This is a genomic window from Halorubrum sp. Atlit-28R (assembly GCF_003665955.1).
Lineage (GTDB): Archaea > Halobacteriota > Halobacteria > Halobacteriales > Haloferacaceae > Halorubrum > Halorubrum tropicale.
The window spans coordinates 39,656-64,345 of sequence record NZ_QPLS01000012.1; the positions used below are offsets into that span (position 1 = coordinate 39,656).

General features: G+C 59.9%; 21 protein-coding genes. 7 read left to right on the forward strand and 14 right to left on the reverse strand.

What is annotated here, in order from left to right; all coding sequences use genetic code 11:
• Nucleotides 1-2 precede the first annotated feature (2 nt).
• From DVK06_RS14915 to DVK06_RS14930, 4 genes are read right to left on the reverse strand one after another with little or no spacing between them, the layout of a single operon-like run.
• Entirely contained in the window at nucleotides 3-725 is a 723-nt protein-coding gene (locus tag DVK06_RS14915; protein WP_094520142.1) for an ABC transporter ATP-binding protein, read from the reverse strand.
• Nucleotides 722-1,486, reverse strand: coding sequence for an ABC transporter ATP-binding protein (locus DVK06_RS14920; RefSeq protein ID WP_094520143.1), 765 nt, complete (start codon nucleotides 1,484-1,486; stop codon nucleotides 722-724). Before DVK06_RS14920 ends, DVK06_RS14915 begins: the two co-directional genes overlap by 4 nt.
• Nucleotides 1,479-3,506, reverse strand: coding sequence for an ABC transporter permease (locus tag DVK06_RS14925; RefSeq protein WP_094520144.1), 2,028 nt, complete (start codon nucleotides 3,504-3,506; stop codon nucleotides 1,479-1,481). The genes DVK06_RS14920 and DVK06_RS14925 overlap by 8 nt, the downstream gene beginning before the upstream one ends.
• A 6-nt stretch (nucleotides 3,507-3,512) precedes the next feature.
• Nucleotides 3,513-4,691, reverse strand: a complete 1,179-nt coding sequence (locus tag DVK06_RS14930; protein WP_199718712.1) for an ABC transporter substrate-binding protein — start codon at nucleotides 4,689-4,691, stop codon at nucleotides 3,513-3,515.
• A gap of 724 nt (nucleotides 4,692-5,415) precedes the next feature.
• On the opposite strand from DVK06_RS14930, the gene DVK06_RS14935 reads away from it, so the two are divergent.
• The 3 genes from DVK06_RS14935 to DVK06_RS19060 are packed head-to-tail and all read left to right on the forward strand — an operon-like array spanning nucleotide 5,416 to nucleotide 6,960.
• Complete coding sequence (locus tag DVK06_RS14935) at nucleotides 5,416-6,132, forward strand: EthD family reductase (RefSeq protein ID WP_094520145.1); 717 nt, start codon at nucleotides 5,416-5,418, stop codon at nucleotides 6,130-6,132.
• Nucleotides 6,133-6,135: 3 nt separating this feature from the next.
• The gene (locus DVK06_RS14940) at nucleotides 6,136-6,726 is read left to right on the forward strand and encodes an HD domain-containing protein (protein ID WP_121600873.1); all 591 of its coding nucleotides are present in this window, start codon (nucleotides 6,136-6,138) and stop codon (nucleotides 6,724-6,726) included.
• Between the two features lie 57 nt (nucleotides 6,727-6,783).
• Nucleotides 6,784-6,960, forward strand: a complete 177-nt coding sequence (locus DVK06_RS19060) for a hypothetical protein (protein WP_199718714.1) — start codon at nucleotides 6,784-6,786, stop codon at nucleotides 6,958-6,960.
• 1 nt (nucleotide 6,961) lies between these two features.
• Here the strand turns inward: DVK06_RS19060 and DVK06_RS14945 are convergent, their stop codons facing one another.
• From DVK06_RS14945 to DVK06_RS14960, 4 genes are all read right to left on the reverse strand, one after another.
• On the reverse strand, nucleotides 6,962-9,811 hold the full coding sequence (locus tag DVK06_RS14945) for a penicillin acylase family protein (RefSeq protein ID WP_121600874.1): 2,850 nt from the start codon (nucleotides 9,809-9,811) through the stop codon (nucleotides 6,962-6,964).
• Nucleotides 9,812-9,867: 56 nt separating this feature from the next.
• Nucleotides 9,868-10,182 carry a hypothetical protein gene (locus tag DVK06_RS14950; RefSeq protein WP_121600875.1) on the reverse strand — a complete coding sequence of 105 codons (315 nt, stop codon included), beginning with the start codon at nucleotides 10,180-10,182 and terminating at the stop codon, nucleotides 9,868-9,870.
• Nucleotides 10,183-10,605: 423 nt separating this feature from the next.
• A complete protein-coding gene (locus DVK06_RS14955; RefSeq protein ID WP_094520169.1) occupies nucleotides 10,606-10,989 on the reverse strand; it encodes a PaaI family thioesterase in 384 nt (127 codons plus the stop codon).
• A 538-nt stretch (nucleotides 10,990-11,527) separates the two neighbouring features.
• The gene (locus DVK06_RS14960; RefSeq protein WP_121600876.1) at nucleotides 11,528-12,796 is read right to left on the reverse strand and encodes a Xaa-Pro peptidase family protein; all 1,269 of its coding nucleotides are present in this window, start codon (nucleotides 12,794-12,796) and stop codon (nucleotides 11,528-11,530) included.
• Nucleotides 12,797-12,880: 84 nt separating this feature from the next.
• Here DVK06_RS14960 and DVK06_RS14965 point away from each other — a divergent pair, with 84 nt between their 5' ends.
• Nucleotides 12,881-14,320: an amidase gene (locus DVK06_RS14965; protein WP_158600095.1), complete on the forward strand. Its 1,440-nt coding sequence runs from the start codon at nucleotides 12,881-12,883 to the stop codon at nucleotides 14,318-14,320.
• 38 nt (nucleotides 14,321-14,358) lie between these two features.
• Here DVK06_RS14965 and DVK06_RS14970 read toward each other — a convergent pair whose 3' ends face one another.
• Nucleotides 14,359-15,894 (reverse strand): GMC family oxidoreductase, encoded by a 1,536-nt coding sequence (locus DVK06_RS14970; RefSeq protein ID WP_121600878.1) that lies wholly within the window; start codon nucleotides 15,892-15,894, stop codon nucleotides 14,359-14,361.
• Nucleotides 15,895-16,041: 147 nt separating this feature from the next.
• Here DVK06_RS14970 and DVK06_RS14975 point away from each other — a divergent pair, with 147 nt between their 5' ends.
• Entirely contained in the window at nucleotides 16,042-16,515 is a 474-nt protein-coding gene (locus DVK06_RS14975; protein ID WP_121600879.1) for a VOC family protein, read from the forward strand.
• A gap of 18 nt (nucleotides 16,516-16,533) precedes the next feature.
• On the opposite strand, the gene DVK06_RS14980 is transcribed toward DVK06_RS14975, so the two are convergent.
• The 3 genes from DVK06_RS14980 to DVK06_RS14990 form a co-directional block, all read right to left on the reverse strand.
• A complete protein-coding gene (locus tag DVK06_RS14980; RefSeq protein WP_121600880.1) occupies nucleotides 16,534-17,496 on the reverse strand; it encodes an NAD(P)-dependent oxidoreductase in 963 nt (320 codons plus the stop codon).
• 497 nt (nucleotides 17,497-17,993) lie between these two features.
• Nucleotides 17,994-19,697 (reverse strand): thiamine pyrophosphate-binding protein, encoded by a 1,704-nt coding sequence (locus DVK06_RS14985; RefSeq protein WP_121600881.1) that lies wholly within the window; start codon nucleotides 19,695-19,697, stop codon nucleotides 17,994-17,996.
• Complete coding sequence (locus DVK06_RS14990) at nucleotides 19,690-20,016, reverse strand: EthD family reductase (protein ID WP_121600882.1); 327 nt, start codon at nucleotides 20,014-20,016, stop codon at nucleotides 19,690-19,692. The genes DVK06_RS14985 and DVK06_RS14990 overlap by 8 nt, the downstream gene beginning before the upstream one ends.
• A 162-nt stretch (nucleotides 20,017-20,178) precedes the next feature.
• On the opposite strand from DVK06_RS14990, the gene DVK06_RS14995 reads away from it, so the two are divergent.
• Entirely contained in the window at nucleotides 20,179-20,943 is a 765-nt protein-coding gene (locus DVK06_RS14995) for an IclR family transcriptional regulator (protein ID WP_094520170.1), read from the forward strand.
• An 812-nt stretch (nucleotides 20,944-21,755) separates the two neighbouring features.
• Here the strand turns inward: DVK06_RS14995 and DVK06_RS15000 are convergent.
• Complete coding sequence (locus DVK06_RS15000) at nucleotides 21,756-22,565, reverse strand: enoyl-CoA hydratase/isomerase family protein (RefSeq protein ID WP_121600883.1); 810 nt, start codon at nucleotides 22,563-22,565, stop codon at nucleotides 21,756-21,758.
• On the reverse strand, nucleotides 22,565-23,449 hold the full coding sequence (locus DVK06_RS15005; RefSeq protein ID WP_121600910.1) for a 3-hydroxyacyl-CoA dehydrogenase family protein: 885 nt from the start codon (nucleotides 23,447-23,449) through the stop codon (nucleotides 22,565-22,567). Before DVK06_RS15005 ends, DVK06_RS15000 begins: the two co-directional genes overlap by 1 nt.
• A 97-nt stretch (nucleotides 23,450-23,546) precedes the next feature.
• On the opposite strand from DVK06_RS15005, the gene DVK06_RS15010 reads away from it, so the two are divergent.
• Nucleotides 23,547-24,689 (forward strand): thiolase family protein, encoded by a 1,143-nt coding sequence (locus DVK06_RS15010; protein WP_121600884.1) that lies wholly within the window; start codon nucleotides 23,547-23,549, stop codon nucleotides 24,687-24,689.
• Nucleotide 24,690 lies beyond the last annotated feature (1 nt).

A 24,690-nucleotide genomic window follows, 5' to 3' on the forward strand; every position in this document is an offset into this window, starting at 1 on the left:
GCTCAGTCTGCCATCCCGACGCCAAGGTGTTTGTCGAGTACTTCCTGGTCTTCTCGCACGTCCGCAGCGATCCCTTCGTGGACAATTTCCCCTTTTTCCAAGATGTATGTGTAGTCGGAGACGTCGAGCGCGATGGGAATGTTCTGCTCGACCACGAGAATCGTCATCCCCTGATCGTGTAGGTCCCGGATTATCTCCTCTATTTGTCTGACAACGTAGGGTGCAAGCCCCTCCGTAGGTTCGTCGAGCAAGAGAAGATCAGGGTCTGCGGTCAGTGCTCGCCCAATGGCGAGCATCTGTTGTTCCCCGCCCGAGAGAACTGACCCGTGGCTGTTCTCGCGTTCTTTGAGATTCTCGAACATGTCGAGGATTTGGTCGACGGACGGGCCGTCGCTGGCATCCACACCGAGCCGCCCCATCTCGATGTTCTCACGAACGGTGAGTTCCGAGAAGATGCGTCGTTCTTCGGGAACAAACGCGATGCCGCTCTGAATCGTCTGTTCCGTACTCATCGATGTGATATCTTTGCCGTCGAACGTGATGGTCCCGCCGGTTGGTGAGATGTTACCGATGACAGAACGCAGCGTTGTCGTCTTACCGACGCCGTTGCGTCCGACTAGTGAGACGACGCTCCCCTGCTCTACGTCGAGGTTTACACCCTGTAACACCTGCGTCAGGCCGTACCCTGCCTGTACGTTTTCCATCGAAAGAAGCTTGTCACTCATTCTCGTGCACCCCCTAGATACGCGTCGCGAACGTCTTCATTGTTCGCTACCTCCTCCGGTGTCCCGGTGGCGAGTTCTTGTCCACGCGTCAACACGGTGATTTTGTCAGAGACGCGCATAACGAGGTCAATGTCGTGTTCGATGAGCATCAGCGACTGGTCCGCAAGCACTTCGCTGATGAGGTCCATCGTCGACTGCGTTTCCTCGCTGCTCATTCCCGCCGTGGGTTCGTCGAGCATGACTATGTCGGGGTCAGTTGCGAGGACCAGCCCGATCTCGAGGCGACGCTGATCGCCGTATGCAAGCGTTTCGGCCTTCTCCTCGCCTCGGTGCTGAAGCCCGATCTGCTCCAGTACCTCCGCTGTCTGCTCGGTGATACCGTCGAAGCTGTTCTTGTCACGGAACATTGCTGACACGGGACCGATATCATCGTCGTACACAGACTGTGCCGCGACCCGTACGTTTTCACGGACGGTAAGACCGCCGAAGACGTTCGTTATTTGGAACGATCGACCGAGGCCGCGTCGAACGCGATCGTGCGGGGACATGGTGGTGATATCCTCGCCTTTGAACAGCACGGCCCCGTCACTGGGCTTCAGCGCACCGGTAATTAGGTTGAACGTTGTTGTCTTACCGGCGCCATTTGGGCCGATGACGCTGCGGAACTCTCCGTCTTCGACTGATAACGAGATGTCGTCGACGGCGGTGAGCTCGCCAAAGCGTTTCGTCAACCCGTCGGTTTCCAGTACTGCCTCAGTCATCTGATTGAACCTCCGATTCGTCGATACCAATACCGGGTTTGCCGCCTTCCCCGAACCGATCAAGTCGCTGGACGACCAGCGACGGGACCGAGACGAGACCACGTGGAACGTAAATAACGAACAACACAAAGATGATGCCGATTATCATCCGCCACTGTTCGGTGTACTGCGAGAGTATTTCTTCAGCGCCGAAGAACGCACCGGCGCCGAGCATCGGGCCGAAGAGCGTTCCCATTCCACCCAACAGAGCGATAACAATTACCTCACCGGAGTGAATCCAGGCAAGGGTCTGGTCAGGTGAGATGACAAAGGTTGATGGACTCGCCGCAAGGAGCCCACCGGCCAATCCAGCGATCCCGCCGCTGATAACGAAGGCACGGCGCTTGTACTTGACCGTGTTATAGCCGATGAACTCCGCGCGCTCCTCACTCTCTCGGATTGACTGGATTACACTGCCAAATGGGGCGTTCATAATACGCCGCGCGAACAGGAACGCCAGCACGGCGAGTAGTAGTCCAATGTAGTAGAAAATAATCTGTTGATCGATCTCGTAGCCCATGAACACAAAACTGATCTCCGAGAGAGGGACGCCGAGTCCGGCGATACCCATCGTCGGTTCAAATCCAAGCAGGCCGTCGCTGCCTCCCGTGAATCCCAATCGGAACACCGCGTTGTAGAACAATTCGGCGAACGCGAGCGTGATCATCGCAAAGTACACACCCGACACTCGAATAGAGAGGCTCCCGACAATCCAAGCGATGACCGCACAGATGAAAATCGCAGCGACGATCGCTACGACGAACGATGAGGTGAAGTGCAACATCACAAGCGCGGAGGTGTACGCACCGACACCGTAGAACATCGTGTGGCCAAGCGGGACTAGCCCTGCATAGCCCATCACCACATCAAGGCTCAACGCGAAGATCGCCCAGATGAGAATATTGTTCATTACGAGCACGTAGTAGCGACTGCCGGTGAACAACAGCAAGATTGGTAAGACGATCATCGCCGCAATGAACACTAGACCGAGTTTGGTTCTCGTTGAGTCGCTGAGTAACCCACCACTCGACCCAACGAGAATCTCACCCTCCCCGCTCTCAGATTCGTCGCCTCGAGTCCCGAATAGTCCCTGTGGCTTAACGAGTAACACCCCAATCATGAGCAGGAACACCGTTAGCCCCTGTAGGTTGGGAATCGTCAGCGCAAACCCACCGAGTTCGAAGAGCGTCGCGCCGTTATAGACGCGCATCATTGTCTGGACGACGCCAACGAGGAGCCCACCGAAGACCGCACCGCGGAAGCTCCCGAGGCCGCCCAAGACGACGACGACGAACGCGGGGATAATGACACTATTTCCCATGCCCGTGGAGACGCTCTGGTAGCCACCGAGAACGATGCCGGCGACTGCTGCGAGCGCGGCACCGAATCCGAACACGAGCGTGTAGTAGCGGTCAATGTCGATGCCGACGTTGCGGACCATCTGGCGGTCCTGTGAGCCGGCCCGAATGATCATCCCGTACTTCGTCCGGTTGAGCAGGAGCCAAGTGCTGGCTGCGAGCACCCCCGCAAATGCGATAATGAAGTAGTTATACAGCGAGAGCTGAATCGAGAAGATACTGACTGACTGGGTGAGATAGTCTGGCACGACTAGTTGTTGCTGTTCGGTTCCCCAGATCAATTTGATGAGGTCGTTGATGATGAGGACGAGCCCGAACGTTAGCAGAATGTGGTAGAGCGGATTACGACCGTATAGCGGCCGAATAGTGACCCGCTCGATTCCGGCACCGATGACGCCAACGATGAGTGGGGCGGCGAGCAGTGCTACCCAGAACCCGATGCCGCTCCCCAGCGGCGCGATGATGCTTAACGCGAAGTACGCACCCAGTGCGAATAGTTCTCCGTGTGAGAAGTTGATGACGTCCATCACGCCGAAAATAACCGAGAGTCCGGCGGCCAAGAGAACGTACACCATTCCCAGTGTGAGTCCGTTTATCAGTTGTTCGACAATTTGGGCAACCATGGTGGGTTAGTTACAGCCGAGCTCACTTGCTGGCGGGATTGTCTCACCTGCGGGCACTTCGTTAATAAGATCCACGGCGGGAGTTCCACCATCGTCGATAATTTCGCCCATCCATGTCGGGTTGGTCGCCTGACGGTCTTCTTCCCGGAGCGTGATATCTCCGAGGACCGTCTCGTAGGTACCGCCCTCGAGCGTATCACGTACGTCGTCGACTTCCGTACTGCCCGCTTCGTTCATCCCTTTTGCTATCAGACGCAGCGAGTCGTACCCGACGCGGGAGAAGTTGCCCGGCGAGCCGTCGTACTCGCTTTCGTAGGCGTCAACGAACTGCTGGTTGTCACCGGTATCCAGCGTCGGCAAGTATCGGACGCCACCGTAGGTGCCAATACTGTTCATCCCGGTTCCGGCAAGCACGCTCTGGAACGTTTGGGTCGGCCCAATGACAATCTTGTCGTCTGTCAGACCCTGGTCCGCAGCCTGATTAGTGAAACTCACGAGGTCACCGCCGGTCATTCCTAAGACGACGATATCGGCATCAGAGTTACTGATCTGGCTGACGTACGAGCCGTAATTCGACGCGCCGAGTTGCGAGGTCGAGACACCAGTTTCGTTGTACTCCCCATTCGCGTTGGCCATCCGCTGGCTAACACGCTGATAGACCGACTGCCCGTACGCGTAGTCGGCGTAGTGGAACCAGACGTTTGTCCCGAGTTCGTTGACGCTGTAGGCCGAAATAGCCTCGGCGATCATTGCGGTGTTGGTCTCGAACCGGAAAACCCAGGGGTTACACGCGGACCCGGTGATGGGGACTGCGGCTCCGCCCGAGAAGTAAACGAACTCCGAGGAGTTCGCGATCTCGTTGATTCCCAGCGCGACTGAGCTCGAAATCGCACCGACTATGAAATCGGCCCCTTCCTGCTGGACGAGGCGCTGCACTTCGTCTTGTGCCGCCCTCGCTTCGGTCTCGCTATCGCCAGTCACAAGTTCGAATTCGAAGTCGTAGTCGCTGTTGGCATTGATCTGGCTGACGGCCAGCTCGGCGCCCCGGCGCTGGTTCGGTCCCAGGGAACTGTACGGACCGCTCATCGGGTTCACGCTGCCGACGGTTATTGTACTCGTTCCGCCAGTTGAACCACCACTACAGCCGGCGAGTCCAAGCGCACCGGCTGCCCCGGCGGTTGCCATGAATCTCCGACGCGAGCTAGTACTCGGTGCAGCATCACTTGTCTTGTCATGTGTGTGCTTCATAGTCACACCAAGGACTGGCATCCAACTCCTATTAAAACCTTCTGTGGAACAGGCAGTCCGACTCGCTTGAATGTCATCTAATTCTCGGTCTCAAATTATCGGTGGCGGTCTCCTAGTGACTATTTCGCCCGGCGAATTTTAGCTCTGGTGAAACTCTCGATCGGTGAGACGCGCTCGGAACCGTGCTGAATGCAGCGCGCGAGTCGATCACGAGTGAGCAGTTTCGATTAGGACACGAATGACTGTTTGAGTCTGTCCCGACGAGATGTTGGAGCTGGCGTCGCCATCGCCGAGCCGGCGTCCGTCACGCCGGTGGTCGCGCTGATCGTAACGACCGTCGTCCGGCGTGTGACGATGCCGGGCGAACCGAACCCACGCTGCGGTGCCATAGGCGACGCCTCCTCGGGACCGTCTCCGTACTCGTATTCACGACGCTGATAGCCATCACAGTCACCCTCGTTGAGTGCCTCGTTGGTCGGTATCCGGAGATAACGAACGCAAGCAGCGCGTCGCTGTCGGCGATCCGCGGATCGGTGAGGTCACTCTCTCACTGGGCGGTCTGCCCGCTTGCGGCCTGGCAGACACTGTTCGCCTACGTTGAGATTCAGTCCGGTCCACCCAACCTGAAGTTTTATTCTTCATGCCGAGGGATCCTCACTGGATGTACAAGCACGTAGCTCTACTAGTCAGACGGGATGGGCTGTCTCACGAGGAGTTCGTCCACTACTGGCAGACGAACCATAGGCCCATCGCGAGAAACATCGAAGGCGTCGTTCGGTACCAACAAGTCCTGCCAACAGATGCCGCGAACGCCGAGTTCGACGGGCTCGCAGAACTGTACTTCGAGACGCTTGACGACCTTCACGAAGCACTCGGTAGTTCCGGTTCGCGCGACTACAACCCGACAAAAGAGATCGCAGCCGAGGCCCGCGAGGACGTAGATAACTTCCTCGCGATCGACGAGCGTCCGCGTATCATCGGAGAGGAACGGGTCGTCAAAGACGAGGTTGACGGCGACACAGACGGCCTCTACAAGCACTCTGCATTCCTTGTCCGCCAGGATGGCATGACACACGCGGAGTTCATCGACCACTGGCAGAACACTCACACGCCTATCGCCAGCGAGATCGAGGGCGTCGTCAGGTACAGTCAAGTGATCCCGAGTGATCCCGAGAACGCTGAGTTCGACGGCGTCGCAGAGCTCTACTTCGAGGATCTTGATAAGCTGCACCGTGCGCTTGGAAGCGAAGGGTCCCGGGACTATGACGCCCCCGGCGGCAAGGCAAAGGAAGCCCGCGAGGACGTCGATAACTTCCTCGCCATCAACGAGCGTCCGCGGTTCATCGGGCAAGAGCGGGTCGTCACGCGCCAAGAGTGAACCATGTTGGAGTACAATACCCAAGTTCGTGAATCCTTCCCGGAACTCGACAACATCGAGAGCGACGACTTGCGTGAGAAGGTTGTTGAGGCATGGACGCTCGGACTCAGTCGTGGCGGCTGGCGAGACATCGACGACATCCCCTACGCTTGGAACATCCACGATGTAACCAACGTCGAACACGTCCGTGGTGTCACCCGGATCGCTCGTGAAACCGCCGCCGAACAGCGCGAGTTTCACGGCGCAGACCCAGACATGGACGTCATCGTCGCGGCATCGCTTCTTCACGACGTGGGAAAGTGCTACGAGTACGTCGATTTTGTTGATAATGAAAAACTCATCGAGCCAGATCCCGAGTATGCCACCCAAGAAGTGCCTCACTCGCTGTCTGGCTATGCCCTTGCACATGAAGTGGGCTGTCCGCTGGCCGTCCAGCGTGCCATCCCTCATTTTATTGGCGAAGTTCCCACGAGGACGATGGAAGCCGAACTCATCAAGAGCGCAAACTCCGCCTCATCGAACGCGATTACCCAGTCTGAGATGGGAATCACGCTTAAAGAGTGGGTTGCGGAGTACTCTCAGACCCAGGAGTAAATAGTCCCTGACATTTCAACCCGCAATTATAATGCCGATTATGTGGTATGTTATATTATGCCAGTTCCAGGCTACGACCCCGACGATGTGGATAAAATGCTCGAATCAAAGCTCAGCGAGGCGGAAATCCGCGACCAACTGTCCGAGTGTGAGTGGCAGTCCTACCAAGACGGTGAGGAGTCGCTGGTTGACCTGCTCGGAGACGACGAAATAGACGGGATGCTCGGAAAGTAGCTTACTCCTCGCCGCCGCTTTTGTGGAGCCAGACGAGTGCCGACCCGAATACGGCCGCCGCGCCGCTCAGTACGGTGAACCCCGGGACGCTATCGCCGGTGGTGGTAGTCGCGTCGTCTTCGGAAGCGGGCGTTGAGGAGTCCGGCGTCGACCCGTCCGGTGTTGCCGTGCTGTTGTCGGGTGTGGTAGTGTTGTCGTCCGGTGTCACCGTGTCGGTCTGTCGGGCTATTTCCTGTGTCGACTCGGTAGTGGCGTCGACCTCATCGTCGCCAAAGAGCAGATCTTTGTACTTGAAGCTCTCGAACATGGAGAGTTGGTCGTCGTAGTGGGGGCCGGTCGACCCGTCCGGTGCGACGTAGCCGTCGTTACCCGGCGGGAGGATGTTCTCGGCGGTCGGGTCGTCGCTCATACGGACAAAGTGGTTCTCGGTCCCGCGGTCCATTCGCGCGGTGCTGCCCGCGGAGGTGACGCCGATGGGCATCCCGAACAGCGCGAGGTTGTTGAATGTATGAAGCGAGGCGTCGCCGCGCCAACTCGATGGGTCGCCGTCGTACTTACCGCTCAGCGACGAGACGGCGGCTTTGAACGCTGAGACGAGTTCGTCGTCGGGGCTGTCACCGACGTAGTCGACGGCGGTGTCAAGCGCTGTCTCGTCGGGGTTGAGCACGCGCATCAGCGTCCCGCGGCCGTAGTCGTAGTTCAGGAAGTACAACGCCGGACCGTAGGCGTCGCCGAAGGTCTCGGCGAAGACTTCCTGCAGGATATGCGGGAATGTCTCGTTCCAGATGGTGTAGCCAGCGGGGTACTGACCCTCGTGATGGTCGCCGTCGGCTTGTGCGAAGTGATCCCAGGACTCCAGTTCGGCCATCGCGGCCTGCTCGGTGTCGGTGAGGTCTGCCCCATCCAGGGCGTCCATCAGGTGTTGTTTGTACCGGATAGCGCGGAGGTCGGTAAAGGAGATGTCGTAGACAATGTCTTTGAGGAACTCGTAACCGACGCTGCCGGTGTTCGACAGGCGGTGCTCGACCATGTTGATGATGCGCTGGACACGGTGGTCGGTCGACCACGAGTAGCTGAGGTCGCCGTTATTCCACTCCGGCGCGGGCTTGTTGTTCCACTGTGCAGAGTAGCCCGGGTCGGGGTTGACCGCCGCGGGCACCTCTCCGTTGGCGGCTCGGAGGTAGTCGTCCTTGGTTAGTTCGTACTGGGTCCCGTCAGCCGGGAGGCGGGTGTCGAACTCGACGGATTCGGCGTCGGGGTACCGACCGAGATGGACGTACGCAATATCACCGTTGTTGTCCGCCCACATGAAGTTCAGGGCGTAGTCACACCGCTGTGACACTTCCACAAACTCCTCTGCATCCTCGGCGAACTGCTGTTCGTAATACGCCCGCCAGCAGTTCATGTGTCGCCCCCCGTAGGATTTGGTCTGGGCGATGGCCTGCTCGTTCTCGGGGTCCCACGTCGTGATGACGCCGTGGCGGGTGAAGCGGTCGGTGTATGTCACGTCCTCGCCGTCTGTAACTTCGATGGTCTCCTCCTTGGTCTTGACCTCGTACTCCTCGCCTTGGAAAGTGTAGGTGTCCGGGCTGTCCTCGTTGACGGTAATTGACTCGTTGAACATCTGGAGGCAGTTGTCGATGCCCGCCGTCGAGGTGAACGCACCGTTGCGGTTGCGCCCGAACATGATGAACGGGTAGCCGGTGACGGTGATGCCTGCGATATCGAATTCCGGGCCATGAAGCCCCGCCTCGTACATGATAGAAGGCGTGTTGAAGCCCATCTGTGGGCCGCCCATGAGTATCGACGATCCGCTATTGGTGATGTCGCCCTGGACCGCCAGCGCGTTCGAGCCGTACTTGATAGGAAGGCCGAGTTCGTTCAGGCCGGTCGCGAGCGTCCGGACCCGCTTCATCTCGGACTCGTGGACGGCCTGTGGATCGTCGGGGATGGAGAAGTCCCCACCGGTGATGCGGTTGCTTGCCTCGACGCGCTCGCCGGTCGCACCGCGGGAGACGTCGGCGGAGCTGCTGGGCGTGCTCGTGGTCGACGTTCCCGACGACATCGGGTTGTTGCGCCCAACTTCGGTGTACGGTGGCGTATAACCCGCGTCCGACTGGACAGTCGACGTCGGTGCGCCAGGGTCGTCACCCCAGTTGAGGTCCTCTAAGAGTTCCATCGCGCGCTGCTCGTCGCCGGTCTGACCGGTGAGGATGTCGACGACCGTCGCGTTCAGCGTCTCCAACTGGAACCCGCTAAAAAAGGCCATGCTCCCAACGAACATCCCGGCGGCGTCTTCCGTTGAGAACTCTTCGGGCTCGAAGCCGTTTTCTTGGAACGCTTGGTGGAACTCCATTTCGTTGCTATCCTGGACTTCCCGGATGTAGCGGTTGATTCCGTTTGTAAAGGCCTGCAAAACCTCCCGCTGGTCGGCTTTCAGCTGGTCCTGTGCCTGCGCGTCCAGCGACGGCTCCCCAGCCGTGTTGCGACGGGCCGCCTTGTCGAAGGAGACCCAGTCGTTGTCGCCCTCGCCCGCGCCAATGGCTGCGGCGACGGTGCCGTGGTAGTAGCGCTTGTACAGTTCCAACTGGTAAAGCCGGTCTTCGGCCGTCGCGTAGCCATAGCCGTAGAACACGGGAGCGCGGCTGTCGGCCTCCCGCGCGTAGATGTGCGGGACGCCGTACTCGTCGCGTTTAATCGTGACTGTGGCCTCTTCGCCGTCGGTCTGTGCGTACGCGAGTTCTGTCTGTGAGACGGCACCGATACCCGCTGCACCGGCGACCGCTGTGCCCGCTTTCAGAACGTCACGTCGTGATACGTTTTGCCAACTGCGCTGGGCATTGTTTGACATGCACTCGCATTGTTCGTAGATACATCATAAATTTTTGGCATAATCTTAATATGATTCTAATGAGAAAACCGGAGCGACAGTGCGACTGACACACGGTTGAGCTGGTCGAAATCGCGATCAGGCCGCGTCGATATTGGCCTCGAGCCTTCGGCCATATCGAACATTTTGCGGGCGGGCCGGGCTTGTTTCTCACTGTGTGTCGTCACATAGTTTATGTCGTCGCTGAGCCGGTCCATCCGCTCGACCGCCTTGTCGATGAGGCTGGTCACCGCGGGGATGCCCTCAACGACGGCGACCACGTCGCTCTGTCTGTCCCGGGTCGGAACTGCCAACGCCAGCGAGTGGAGCAGGTCGGCGTCGGTCGCCGTCAATATATCGGCCTTGGCGATTGGCTTCCTCTCTTGGAGAACGGTTCCGGCCAGGGTCTGGTCTTACCACCGGTCTTGAAGACCTCATAGCCGTTCCGTCCGACGACTTCGTATTCATTGTAGTGTAGTAGGTCGACTATGTCGCCCTTCTAGGTCGGTATCCTGCTTTCGTGGTCGATGACAGACATTGGCCCGGGATCCCACTGGACAAGCGTCGTGAACACCCATTTCCAGAACGCGTAGAGATTTACCGCGTCGCTACTCTCCGCCTCGGGTTCGATGGTCGCCGCAATATGTAATAATTCCGACTGTATAGGGAAATAGTGGGTGCTTGTCACTTACTTAGTTGTGACGACGCACGCATTCCGCTGCCGGAAAATAGACGCTCGTCCCTGATTACTTCGAGTCACAGCCCGTCGCGACCGATCATTCAGTCTTATAGACGCCGCGAGCATCAGCGACCTGTACGCCGTCAGCCGAGTACACTTCCACGTCAACGACGCCGACATCGCCGCCAAGTCGGCGGACGTCTGCCTCAGCGCGGAGGTCTCCGGTGCCAGCTTCAAGATAGTCGATACGCATATCAATGGTCGGCACCGGCTGATCAACTTTCGAGACGAGCGCAGCCCCGCCGACAGTATCTGCGAGGGTGAACGTGACGCCACCGTGCGCCATGACTTTGTCTTCGTTCCAAGAGAGTTCCTCGCGCATCTCGATGCTGCCTTCGGCATGTCCGTCGTTGATGGCAGTCAGCTCTAGACCGAGTAACTTTGCAAACGGCATGTTCTCGAAGAACGTTTCGACATCCATGTTCACCTCGTCTAACTCTCAGCCGGACGAATAAACATTGCTGCGAACCAATACCAACCGTACGGCGACGCGTTCCGGACTACAACAGGAAAAATAAACGGGATGAGCTGCCTCGGCGCGGCTGTTCTCCTAGCGTGATGGGACTCGTCTTAGGAGTCTTCAGGAAGGGCGAAACAGTGGCAGGTAGCCGAACCGATGGCCTCATCGGATAGCGGGTTGCCTTCGGCCTCGCCGTCGCGAGCGACCCAGTCGCCCGCGTCTGTGCGGCATGGTTTCACTACCGGGCGTAGCGAGGGCCTCATTTACACGGCCATCAGTTACACAAGATACGCTTCCATCTTCAGCCGGTTGAGGATGTCACTCGTGAACAGATCGGTGGTCCTCAAAGCGGTCAGAGGGAATACGACATCTGCCGGGAGCGGTGTCATCCGTGCTGTCGTTGGCGAGTCGGACTCACCCGCAGCGGTCTTGGAAGTGTGGGTGGCGAAGATCGTGTTGTTCAGGGAATCGACGGCTGGTAGCGACTAGCCTGGCTGCGTCAGTGGTCGATGCGAGTAATCTCTTCGACGGGCCACTCGCTGAGGATCTCAACTCCGTTCTCGCGGACAACGACCATTTCCTCGACGCGAACACCTTGGCGTTCGGTGGGCTGCATGGTCTCGACGGCCATCGTCATACCCTCTTCAATTTCGATGGGGTGGTCCGGTGAGATACCGCGCCAGATGAGCGGCGTCTCGTAGAGCTGGAGGCCCAAGCCATGCGCCCAGTGGTTGGTGGTCATCTGCCAGAAGTTGTCAGCGCCGTACCAGTCCATATGTTCGCCCTCTTCGTCCGGGAAGCCCTTGCAGATCTCGTCGGTGGTCGCGCCCGGTTCGATTCGTTCAAGCACGTCGTAGAGGTCGTCGCGAGCCTTCTCGTAAGCGTCCTTCTGGGTCTGGGTCGGCTCACCCAGGCTGAAGGTGCGGTAGTAACACGAGCGGTAGCCCAGATAGCCGATGTTGTAGAAGTCCGCGTACACGAGGTCGTTCGGACGAATCGCCCGGTCGGTGGTGTTGGCCTGGTGCTTCGGCCACGTGTTCGGGCCGGAGGTGACGTAGCCGCCCTGGGCCATCGCGCCGTGACGCCAGAGTTCGCCCACGGCCTCGCCCCAGACTTCCGATTCGCGCATGCCCGGCTTTGCCGTCTCGGTAATCTTCTGGAAACCGGCTTCACAGATGGCCGCGACCTGCCGGAGACACTCGATTTCGTCACGCGTCTTCACCTTGCGCGCGTCGAGCATGATCTCCGTCGCGGCCGACGTGTCGACGTCGACGCCGCGGTCCTCGAACTTCTCGATGAGCGCGCCGTTGCCCACGTCGATACCCATCGGCTCGCGGTCGACGCCGTACTCCTCCATGGCGGTGTAGACGGTTTCGGCCATCTTATCCTTGAGCCAGTCCCGCGCGGAGGCGCTCGTCGAGGCCCGCGGGACGTTCCCGAGGCCGGGACAGGCGTACCGGATGTCGTCCAGCCAGGGGCACTTGAACTTCTGGTTCGAGGCGTGGTCGGCCGTGTCCCAGTGGACGATGTCACCGTCTTCCGTGAGGAGGGTGTAGTGGTCGGCGCCGCTGCCGCCGGTCATCGCGAGGCCGGTCACGTAGCGGACGTTCGGGTCGTTGATGAGCAGCATCGACCCGAGTTCCGACTCCTGCAGTCGCTCCAGTGCTTTCTTCTTGCGCTCGCGTCGCATCCGCTGGATGTCGATTCGCTCCTCCCAATCGACGGCCATGGTGCCACGCGTGCCTTCCATGAAGTCACGCTCGTACATCACCTCTCTGTGCACGGAGGCCCCTAATTAAACTCCGGATTTGCGCGCCACAGCTTAGTGGGTATGGTCCCACGCCACAGACGCATGGTCGACGACACCCACGTACGGACGGTCGCGGACCGGCTCGGGCTGGACCTGACGGAGGAGGAGCGAGCCCAGTACGCCGAGGCGGCACGGGGCATGGATGCGCAGTACGACAGTCTCCCCGCCGAAACCCCGACGGCGACGGCGGCGACGGACGTCGAGGCGGGGACCGACGGGCACAACGCCGTCAGGTACCGCTTCGACCTGCCCGAGACCGACGGGCCGCTCGCGGACCTCGAACTCGGCGTAAAAGACAACCTCGCCGTCGCGGGCGTGCCGATGCACTGTGGCTCGGCGGCCCTCGAGTTCACCCCGGAGTACCACGCGACGGTCGTCGACCGACTTCACGAGGCCGGGGGCGACGTGACCGCGACGACGAACATGGACGAGTTCGCCTACTTCACGACCGGGGAGACGTGTGCGTTCGACCCCATCGAGAATCCCGGAGCCGAGGGCGTGGTCCCTGGCGGCTCCTCCAGCGGGAGCGGGGCAGCCGTCGCTGCCGGGCTGCTGGACGCGGCGCTTGGCAGCGACACCGGCGGCAGCGTCCGCATCCCCGCGTCGTTCTGTGGCGTCGTCGGCCTCAAGCCGACCCACCGGCTCGTCCCGCGGTTTGGCTTTGCCGACCTCGCCCCGTCGCTGGACTGCGTCGGTCCGCTGGCCGCGGACGTGGAAACGGCCGCCCGCGTCCACGACACCATCGCCGGTCCGCATCCGCGCGACCCCTCCTCGATGGGCGGCCCGGCGCCGCCAGCCGCGGCCGACGGGCTCGAGGAGTCGGTCGACGGCCTCAGCGTCGGGGTCATCGAGCCCGCGATGGCGGGGTCCGACGAGGCGGTCGCGTCGGCAGTCGAGGACGCCGTCGACGCGCTGGGCGGACAAGGTGTGAGCGCCGAGTCGGTTTCCCTGCCGCAGTTCGAGACGGCCACGCTCGCGGGACTGGTCGTCGCGGGCGCGGAGTTCGCCGCGCTCGCGCTCGCCGACGGCCAGCTGGTCGGGACCGGTACCGGCCACAGCGAACCGTGGCGCACCGCCGTCCGGGAGGCGGTCCGGTCGCCGGACCTCGGGGCGAACGTCCGCGAGCAGATACTGACCAACGGCGCGCTCGCCGAGGACGGGCTCGACCACTACGTCGCCGCGCAGACCCTCGGGGCGGAGTTCACCGCCGTCGTCGACGAGGCGCTGGGCAGCTACGACGCGCTGGTCGCGCCGACGACGCCGATGACCGCCCCCGAATTCGGCGAGATAACGAGCGACGAGGACTTCGCCCGGACCGTCGCCAACACCGTCCCGTTCAACCTCACCGGCCACCCGGCGCTGTCGGTCCCGATAGAGACCGCCGACGGCGAGCCGGTCGGCCTGGAGTTCGTCGGCGCCCGGCGCGACGAGGCGACGCTGGTCGCGCTCGGGGCGGCGCTCGAAACCGCGGCAGGGAGCTGACTTACCGGCCCCGACGACCTGTCGAAAACGAAGCAGTGCTACTCGGTCAGGAGAGCCGACGCTTTCTCGCCGATGGCGATGGAGGGGGCGTTCGTGTTGCCACCCACGATATCGGGCATGATTGACGCGTCGGCGACGCGGAGCCCCTCGACGCCGTGGACCCGCAGTTCGTCGTCGACGACGGCCATGTCGTCGTCGCCCATCCTGCAGGTCCCGACGGGGTGGTACACCGTCGAGGCGTGTTCGCGGACGAACTCGCGGAGTCCCGACTCGCTCGTGACCTCGGGGCCGGGGTGGACCTCCGCGCCACAGAACTCGTCGACCGGGTCGGTATCGGCGACGTCGCGTGCGAGTTTGATGCCCTCGACCAGCGGGTCGATGTCCCCGTCGGCGCCGAGGTAGTTCGGGTCGATGACGGGCGAGTGATAGGGGTCGTCCGACGCCAGCCGGACCTCGCCGGTGCTGTCGGGGCGAATCTGAGTGGGAATGATGGTGAAGAAGCTCCGGTCGTCATCCGGCGGCGTCAGTCCGTGTTCGAGCAGGTACACCGGCGCGTTGTGGAACTGCAGGTCCGGCGCTGGCTCGTCCTCGTCGAGGTGGACGAAACAGCCCGATTCGACGACGTTCGAACTCGGGGCTGGCGCTTCCGGGCCGCCGGTCTGCTCGTAGACGACACCCACTTTGAGGTGGTCCTGCAGGTTCTTGCCGACACCGGGGAGGTCGACCCGAACATCGATGCCGTGTTCTTCGAGGTGGGCTGCCGGCCCGATTCCCGAGAGCAAGAGCAGTTGCGGGGAGTTGATTGCACCGGCCGAGAGGACGATTTCCGAGCCCGCCTCGGCCGTGTGTTCCGTCCCGTCCTGTTCGTAGCGGACACCGGTCGCGCGGTCGCCGTCGAACGTGATGTCGGTGACCTGTGCCCCGGTTTCGACGGTGAGGCTCGACCGGTCGAGCGCCGGTTTGATGTAGGCGGCGGCGCTGCTGCAGCGCTTGCCATCCCGCTGTGTGACGTGGTAGAAGCCGCTGCCAGCCAGTCGTTCGCCGTTGAAATCGGGGTTGTGTTCGATGCCAGCCTCCGCCATTCCCTCGACCAGTGCCTCCGAGACCGGGTGGGTGTCTTCGAGGGTGGTCACGTTCAACGGGCCGCCCTCGCCGTGGAAGTCGCCATCCCCCGGTTCGAAGTGCTCGGCGCGTTTGAAGTGGTCGAGCATCGCCTCGTAGCTCCAGCCGTCGTTCCCGAGGTCGGCCCAGTGGTCGTAGTCCCAGGGATGCCCCCGGATGTAAATCATCGCGTTGAGTGAACTCGACCCGCCGAGTGTCTTCCCGCGCGGGTGGTACAGCTTCCGGTCGTGCAGTTCCGGTTGTGGCTCGGTGTAGTAGTCCCAGTCGACTGCTGTCCGGTACAGTTCCGGGAAAAGCGGCGGTGTGTGAATCTCCTCTTTGTCGTCGGGCTGGCCAGCTTCAAGCAACAGGACATCTCTGTCACTATCCTCGGTCAGACGGTGGGCGAGCGCACAGCCAGCGGAGCCAGCGCCGACAACGACGAAGTCGTGTGCTGTGATAGTGTTGCTCATGGTATGCTACAGCTAGCCAGTATATGCAAGACACTATAATATTAATCCCCGCTTCAGCATTAGAGTATACTCCACGCTGGCGGAGCGGACAGGCCGTCGGCGGTCCGGGCAAAGAGTATAGATGTCCGGGTGCGCAATCGGACGGCGATGACACACGAGACGCCGATTCGCGTCGACCACACCGGTATTGCCGTCGACTCTATTTCCGACGCCGAGAGCGTCCTCTTTGCCTTCGGCTGTCGGAAGCTCATCGAAGAATCGGTCGAGGGGCGGTTCCGGTGGGCCCATTACGACTTCGGCCGGAATGCCTCGCGGCTGGAACTCATCGCGCCGGAGGCCGAGGACACCTTCCTGACCGACTACCTCGACGAGCACGGCCCCGGACTGCACCACGTCACGCTGGAGGTGGCCGACATCGACGCCGTCGCCACGGCAATCGAGGCCGCTGGACTCGACGTCGTCGAGTACCGGGAGTACGACGACTGGACGGAGGCGTTCGTGCCGCCGTCGAACCCGACCGGCGCGCTCTTTCAGCTGTTCGAATACCACGAAGGCTACGACGAGGGGCGGCCAGCGGCGGAGAAACTCTACGTCGATGGAACGCGTCTCGGCGAGAGATAGCTGCGCTGTCTCGCGTTCTCAGACCGGGTCGAGACCGTTCTCCTCGCGCAGCGTGTTGATGTAGGAACGGAAGCCGGTTTCGAGGTCGTACTCGACTTCGTAGCCCAAATCCTCCTGTGCGGCGGTCATATCGAGGTTCTGCGTCCAGGGAAGTTCGCCCTCGTCGGATACCTCGAGTTCGGCGTCGGGGATGATCTGACGGACAGTGTCGGCCGCCTCCTGGATTGTCGCGAGGACGCCACGGACGTTGTAGACGCGCTGGCCGAGCGCGGATTCGTCGACGAAGGTTGCCTTGCGGAACGCCTGTGCGATGTCACGAGCGTGCTGCCAGTCGATAACCTGGTCGCCGTACTCGACACTGAAAGACTCGCCGAGTGCGGGCTTCTCGATGATGTCGGCGAGAAACGCGGAACCGCCAGTCTCGCGGTACGGCCCGTACGCGACGGTCGGACGCAACGCGACGTGGTCGACATCGTAGTCCTCGTGGTAGACGCGGGCCTGATGTTCGTTGTACTCCTTGGTCGCGCCGTAGAGGGTGTCGGGATAGACCAGTTCGTCTTCGGAAACATACTCTGCGTCGTAGTTGTGTGGAGGAGCATACACCGCGGCGCTGGACGCCCAGGTGACCCGTTCGACTTGGTCGTCGAGAGTCCGCGCAACCTCGAAGACGGCGTTCGTTCCCTGAATATTCACGTCAAGTGCCGCACGCGGGTTATCGCGTGCGCTGTTCGTAAGCAGGGCCGCGAGATGGACGATGTGAGTCGCGCCCGTTTGTTTGACTGCACGCACCACGTCGGTTGGCTCGGAGACGTCGCCGCGACGAATCTCCACATCGGTGGCGACACCGAGCTTCGAAAGGATTCGGTCGTCCGTCGAAAGGTCATACGCGACAACGTCGTGACCTGCATCGACAAGATCCTCGACCACGTAAGAACCGAGGAAGCCGGTTCCGCCGGTAACGAGTACTGTATTGTTTGCCATCGTTGTGTGAAAACTGCACACGGAGGGAAATAAAAAAGGTTGTTATCGGCTGGATTCGATACCGATTCACCCACTAGCAGCCGTTTTACAGACCCGTCGACATTACGTGAACCTCAGCGGAACCCCTCGGTTTTGGCGACTCATCGGCGTTTGAGGTATCGCAGACGATCACGACACGGTTGGTCGCGAGACGCGTCACATGTCCGGGCACGGGGAACGAGGGGTTCAACGTTGAAGACGAGGACGCTCATTCGGGCGAACGGTGGGTTTGAGCGCGTCAGGGTGCTAGGTGACGTCGTCGACAAACGGCTCGGTCATGCTGGGGGGTGATTGCTCACTTCCCTTACCTTCTCGCGAAGCCTGAAACTCGGTTGAGGTCGCGAAAGCGGCCGACGACGCAACACCACACTCCCGTCTGAGGATGCTCGGCCAATGCGTCTCTCTCGGAAGACGCATTCGTCGAAATCGAAGTTGAACTCCCGGCCGATGGCTGACCGTTACTCGTGGAGACCGCCGACAGACTCGTAGAAGGAAGATTGTAGCGACCTGACCATCTCCTCGTCGCGGTCAATCCGCACGTCAATTATGAAGGGCACGTCGGCGCTAGTTCCCTGCGCGAGTGCGTCAGCTAGTCCGTCAGGTGTAACGACCTGAGTCGCCCGTGCGCCAAAGGCTTCGGCAATCTTCGTAAAGTCGGTATCGTGGAACTCAACGCCAGCAATGTCATCATTCTCGTGTTGCATTTGACGGACCATCCCGAGACTGGTGTCGTTGAGCACGACAAGCGTGGGGGAGACGCCGTGGTCGACGGCAGTCTCAACGCTGGTCATCGTCATCGCGAAGCCGCCGTCACCCGCGACAGCAATGACGTCCTTATCCGTCGTAATCGCAGCGGAGACCGCAGCAGGGGTTGCCCACCCCATCGCGCCGACGCCGCCACTGCCGAAGTAGGTCCGCGTGGCTGGTGTTTGGAGATAGTTCAGTAGCCAGAAGCGGTTGTTTCCAGAGTCTGCAGTCACAATGGTGTCCTCGTCAACGACGGCCTCTATCTCTTTGACTGCGCGCTGAGGCTTGATCGGTGACGCGTCGGATTCACAGCAGGGGTCGTAGAAGGACTCTTTGGCGCTCGCAGCGCGGCCGTGTGTCCACTCGTTACCAATGCCGCGGGGGAGCGTTTCAGCTACGTCAGCAAGGCTCTGTGCGGCGTCGCCGATAAGCGCTACGTCGGCAGGGTAGACCCAGCCAGCGTTGCGCGTGTCGATGTCGGCATGAATGATGGTCTGCTCGTCGGGACGGATGAAATCCGGTGCCTGCCAGTTGGTGTCCATAGGGTTCATCCGACAGCCCGCGATGAAGAGCACGTCAGCCTCGCTGACAACCTGATTAGCGCCCTCATGGCCGAACGATCCGATAACACCCGCCGCTAGTTCGTGAGTTTCGGGGAACGTCGACTTACCGAGATAGGAAGTGACGACGGCAGCGTCAGCAGCTTCTGCGAGGGTCTGGAGTTCGTCGTAGGCGGCGGCGGCATGGACTCCGTTTCCTGAAACGATGACCGGCCGTTCGGCCGCAGCGAGTGCGTCGACGGCGGTCGCTACGTCCGCTCTGTCGGGCCGGGATTCCCAGTTTCGGGCTTGGTCGTGCCCGTCCCAGACGGGCGGCGTGGGGTCTTCTGGCATCTCCTCGGTAACCGCATCGCCGTCAAGGATGACGGCAGTCGGTCCCGGGCGTCCCGCAGTGGCGTGTTTGAACGCGAGCTGGAGACTGCGGACGGTTTCGGTCGGCGAGCGTGGGAACCAGTTCTCTTTGGTGTATGCATTGAGCGCGGCGGGCAGGTCGATTCCGCCGTAATCCCCGCGAGATTGCTGGTAGGGTGCAAGCGTCGAGTACTCTCCACGCTCGCTCGCTTCGGTAATGGTAACCATCGGTGAGGAAGCGAGATACCCCTCCATCTGCCCGACGGCTCCGAGGCTACCGATCCAGGGCCCTTGCCCGGTGAGCACGCCTGGTTGGCCGGTCAAACGACCACGCATCTCGGCCATAACGCTGGCCTCGCGTTCGTCTCGGGGGCGGACCATTGTGATCTCGTAATCCGGGACGTGATCGAGAATCTCGATAACGCGGCCACCGGGGTAGCCGAAGATGTACTCAACGCCCTGTTCTTCCAGCTCTGCGACGAGGCGCTCGCCCACTTCAGTCATACTGTTCGCCCAACTGCACTGTTTCTTCGACGATGAGACGAGGCCCAGCTTCGAGATCGATGAACTCCGCGGCGTCGCTTTGAACCGTTTTCCCGATGTCCGAGTCGAAGGCCTCCCCCAACGTGGCCATGTCTTCAAAGTGCAGTTCGAGTACTCCATCGAACTCGGCGTTCTCGGGTCGGGTGGGGACCGACGTGACATACCGTGTGAGTCCTGGTAGGTCCTTCGCGATCTCTGCATGTTCACCCTGCCAGCGTTCAGCGAACTCCTCGTGTGTGACTCCGTCCTTGCGGACGAGTAGGTCGACTATTTTTGGCATACGTTGTTGTTATCTTATTCGTGTGACTTCTGTCTATCGGTTATTCGTTCTTCAATTGATCAGTGGTTTTGCTGCCAATCCGTCCAAGTTTGTCTCGTGAAGCGTTCGGCTCTTTCGAACCAAACCTTTGTAAAGAGCTCGTCCGTAGCCAGGTGTATGACAATGCCAAACAATACTAACAGGCCGGTCGAGACCGTTGAGCGCGCGATAGAGATAATTGAGTATCTGAAGCAGAACGAGTCAGCGCCTGCCTCCGAAATCACCGACCACCTCGGCTGTGCAAAGAGCACGGCACACAGGCACCTCAAAACCCTCGAAGCAAACAGTTTCGTTATCGAGGAAGAAGACGAGTATCGGTTAGGTCTCCGGTTCCTTGACTACGGAACCGTCGCACGCGATAGGTACACACTTTACCAAGAGGCAAAGCCGAAGGTCGACAACTTGGCTGCCGAGACGGAAGAAAAAATTTGGTGTGCCGTCGAAGAGCACGGTCGAAGCATCCATATTTACGGGGCGCAGGGAAAACGCTCAGTCCAGACGTACGCCCATGTCGGTCACCGGAACTACCTCCATCAACACGCGGCGGGTAAAGCGATCCTAGCCAACCTACCGGACGAAAACATCGAACATGTTATCGACCGCTACGGACTTCCCGCCCGGACGCCAAACACAATCACTGACAGGGACGAGCTATGGGAGGAAATCGAGTCAATACGGGAGCGGGGCTACGCGTTTAATCTGGAGGAGTCTGTTGAGGGACTGCACGCACTCGGAGCACCCATCACCGACGAGAACGACGCTGCAATCGGCGCAATCAGTATTTCAGGTCCAGCGACTCGTCTCGAAGGTTCATTGCTCAGGGACCAACTCCCAGGACTCTTACTCGGTACAGTCAACGAGATCACAATCAATCTGGCACACGTCTGATCCGGTTACTCGGTAGAAACTGCTCCTCTGTATGCCAGTTCCTGTTACTACTCCGAAAGTACAAGCAGAATAGTTCAAATCACGAGGTCATTATTTCGAGTCTTTCCGCCTGTGTGCTGTGCTATTTCGTTACACGGCGTGTTCATTCTGGTCGAACAGCTTGACAGACATTGAGCCGTACGCCTTAACGGTGCCTGGACAAAATCATGCGTCTTATCAGCAAAGGGACCGATATCTAGTATGTTGAATCAAAAGTAGTGGCACCGTGACGAGTACCTCAAAAACATTCGTTCGAATAAATAGAACTTGTATCACTATCCGGGATCGATCGACCAACCAATACGAAAAGAGCGGACCGTAACGAAATTCATTACATTTGTACGGTTGTAATGGGTGCGGGATGTTAATACGATACCGGCCGTCGCAGCAAGAGTCGCCACGCCGTGTGGCGTGATTTCAGGAGATTCATTCCGACAGATCAACACTGAGGCCGATGAATATGATATTTAGAGCGTCTCTAACAGTGGATTTGATGAGAGTGAACAACAGTTTCAGGGAATCGTGGCTGTGAACTCCGTATCTTGAAGAAGATGCTGCCTAGGACTCGCCCCAAGGCTGATCAGAGTCCAGCTAGTACGCTAACCGTCTGTTGTTCACATTAAATAAAGATCAATACGTTCGGATAGCTAGAACAAGGATATAGGGACGAAAAGCCCGAAAACCGTTGTACAGTCGGCTTCGCTACGTCAACAAGCACAAAATTTGCTGTTCGACACTGTAGAACAACTGTGCCACCTAACACCGCGAGATAGTCAACCGCTGGGCCACTCGGGGTCGCGGTCCTCGAAGAACGCGTCGATGCCCTCGTTCTTGTCGCCGGTGGCGAACAGTTGTGCGAAGAGTTCTGCTTCGTACTCGATGCCTGTCTCAAGATCCACCCGGGACGCAGCCTTGACAGATTTCTTAGCGAATTCGAGTGCGACAGGGCTTTTTTCTGCTATAGCGGCGGCGAGGTCGTACACCCGGTCGTCGAAGTCGTCGTCGCCGTAGACTTCGTCTACGAGGCCGATGTCAGCGGCTTCCTCGGCGTCAATGAGTTTACCCGTGAGGATGAGTCGCATCGCGTGGCCCTCACCGACCAGTCGTGGAAGCCGTTGGGTTCCGCCGCCGCCTGGCATGATGCCGAGGTTGATTTCGGGCTGACCGATTTTCGCGTCCTCGTGTGCGATGCGGAGATCACACGCCTGAATCAGTTCACAGCCACCGCCGAGCGCGTGCCCGTTGATACGAGCGATGACCGGCATCGGGCAATCGTCGACGCACTCGTAGACCCGCGGTCGCTTGCTGGCTTCACGCTGTTCAAGTGCGTTTCGTTCGCGGAGTTCATTCACGTCGGCGCCGGCAACGAACGCGCCAGAATCTTTAGCCCCTGTCAAGACAAGCGCGCGAAGATCGCTGTCCGGAACCTCCTCGAGCACCTGCTTGAGCTCCTGCCGGAGTTGTGCGTTAAGCGCGTTTCGTGCGTCAGGCCGATACAATTCGATGGTCGCGACCTTCTCGACACGGTCACCCATGCTGACGTTGACTGTCTCGCAGTCGGCGGCGGTCTCCTTGATAGACATTACGAGTCACCCCAGTCACCACTCGTGCCGACGACTTCGCCGTCTTCCCAGATATAAAACCCTTCGCCGGACTTCTTGCCGAGCTTCCCTGCACGAACCTTTCGTTTGAGAATCTGTGGTGGTTTAAATCGTTCACCCAACTCCTTACGGAGGTACTCCAGAATATCGAGTCGCACGTCTAGACCGACCACGTCGCCGAGTTCAATCGGACCCAGCGGGTGATTATAACCAAGTTCCATCGCCGTATCGATATCCTCCGGTGAGGCGACGCCCTGTTCAACCATCCGCATCGACTCCACACCGAGCGCAACGCCGAGGCGAGAAGAAGCAAAGCCCGGAGAATCCATCACTTCGATGGGCGTCTTCTCGATCCCTTCCACGAACTGGCGAGCGCGCTTAACCGTCTCGTCGCTCGACTGCTCTGCAGTGACGATTTCGACCAGTTTCATAATGTGGACCGGATTAAAAAAGTGTAACCCGACTGCCCGGCTGGGATGGTCAAGAGCGCTGGCAATTTCAGTCAATGACAGCGACGACGTGTTTGATGCGATGATCGTGTCGGGGGCGACGTGTGACTCGACATCTGTCACCGTATCGTGTTTAATCCCCATCTCCTCGGGCACTGCTTCGATGACGATGTCTGCGTCGGTTACGGCCGACTCGAGCGATGTGGTGCCTGAGAGGCGGTCAAGCGTCGCATCGGCTTCGTTTTGTGTTACTTTGTCCCGTTCGATACCTTCCTCAAGATTCGATTCGATGGCGGTCAGACCGTCTGCGACAAGTTCCTCGTCGATGTCGCGGACCTGGACGTCGTGGCCGGCCATGGCCGACACCTGGGCGATGCCGTGGCCCATAGTACCGGCTCCGAGTACGGCTACTTGCATCATTTACAGCGACAGTACCGAAGAATAAAAACATTGCTTGCCCGCCACGCGCTGGCCAGTGATTTAATATCACACCCACAATAGAATCTAGTCACTGATGGTCGATCCAAAATACCGGGCCGTTATCGTTGATGCCGTCCGGACGCCGCAGGCGCGGAAAGATGGCTCTCTCGCCAGACCGTACCCCGAGGACCTCATCACCACAGTACTAGACGCACTCGTCGATCGAACCGGCGTTCCTGCCAGCGATTGGGATGACTTCCGACTGGGCTGTGCGAATCAAGAGGAAGAACAGGGCCGAAACCTCGCCCGGCAAGCGCTGCTCGCAGGTGGATTCCCCGAGACAGTCCCCGGAGCGACAACCACCCGACTCTGTGGCTCATCGATGACTACCCTCACCGACGCCGCCCGTGCAGTCGAGGCGGGAGACGGCGCAGTCTACCCCATCGCTGGCGTCGAACAGATGAGCCGAATTCCCTTCTCCGACTGGCTCCACCCCGCCATCCAGGAGCGCTACGACGCCGACCGACTCTCGATGGGCCAGACTGCCGAGACCCTCGCCCGCCGACACGGCATCACCCGTGACGAGCAGGACCGCTTCGCGCTGCGCTCACACAAACGGGCCGTTGCGGCCGCTGAGAGTGGCCGGTTCGACGACGAAATCGTCCCCGTCGGTACCGGCGACGAGACAGTCGAGAAAGATACGACGCCCCGACCAGACACCTCAATCGAGTCGCTGAGTGAACTGCCGACGGTGTTCCGCGACGACGAGCGCGCGTCGGTGACGCCGGGCAACGCGTCGCCGCTAACAGATGGTGCCGCAGGGATGCTCGTCACTTCTGAGGCGTACGCCGAAGAGCACGGACTGGATCCTCTCGCACGTGTCGAAACGCGCGCTGTCGCCGGCGTCGACCCGTTGGTGATGGGTAGGGGACCAATCCCGGCCTCACGGACCGCACTCAAGAACGCTGACATCACGATGGCCAACATCGATCTCGTGGAACTCAACGAGGCTTTCGCCGCACAGAGTCTTCACTGCATCGAGGAACTCGACATTCCCGACGAGAAGGTGAATGTCAACGGTGGCGCAATCGCACTTGGACACCCGCTTGGGTGTTCGGGGGCGCGCATCTCGACGACGCTACTGCACGAGATGCAAAGACGAAGAGCCGACTACGGTCTCGCGACGATGTGCGTCGGTTTTGGGCAGGGCGTAGCGACGATTTTCAAGCGACTCTAAC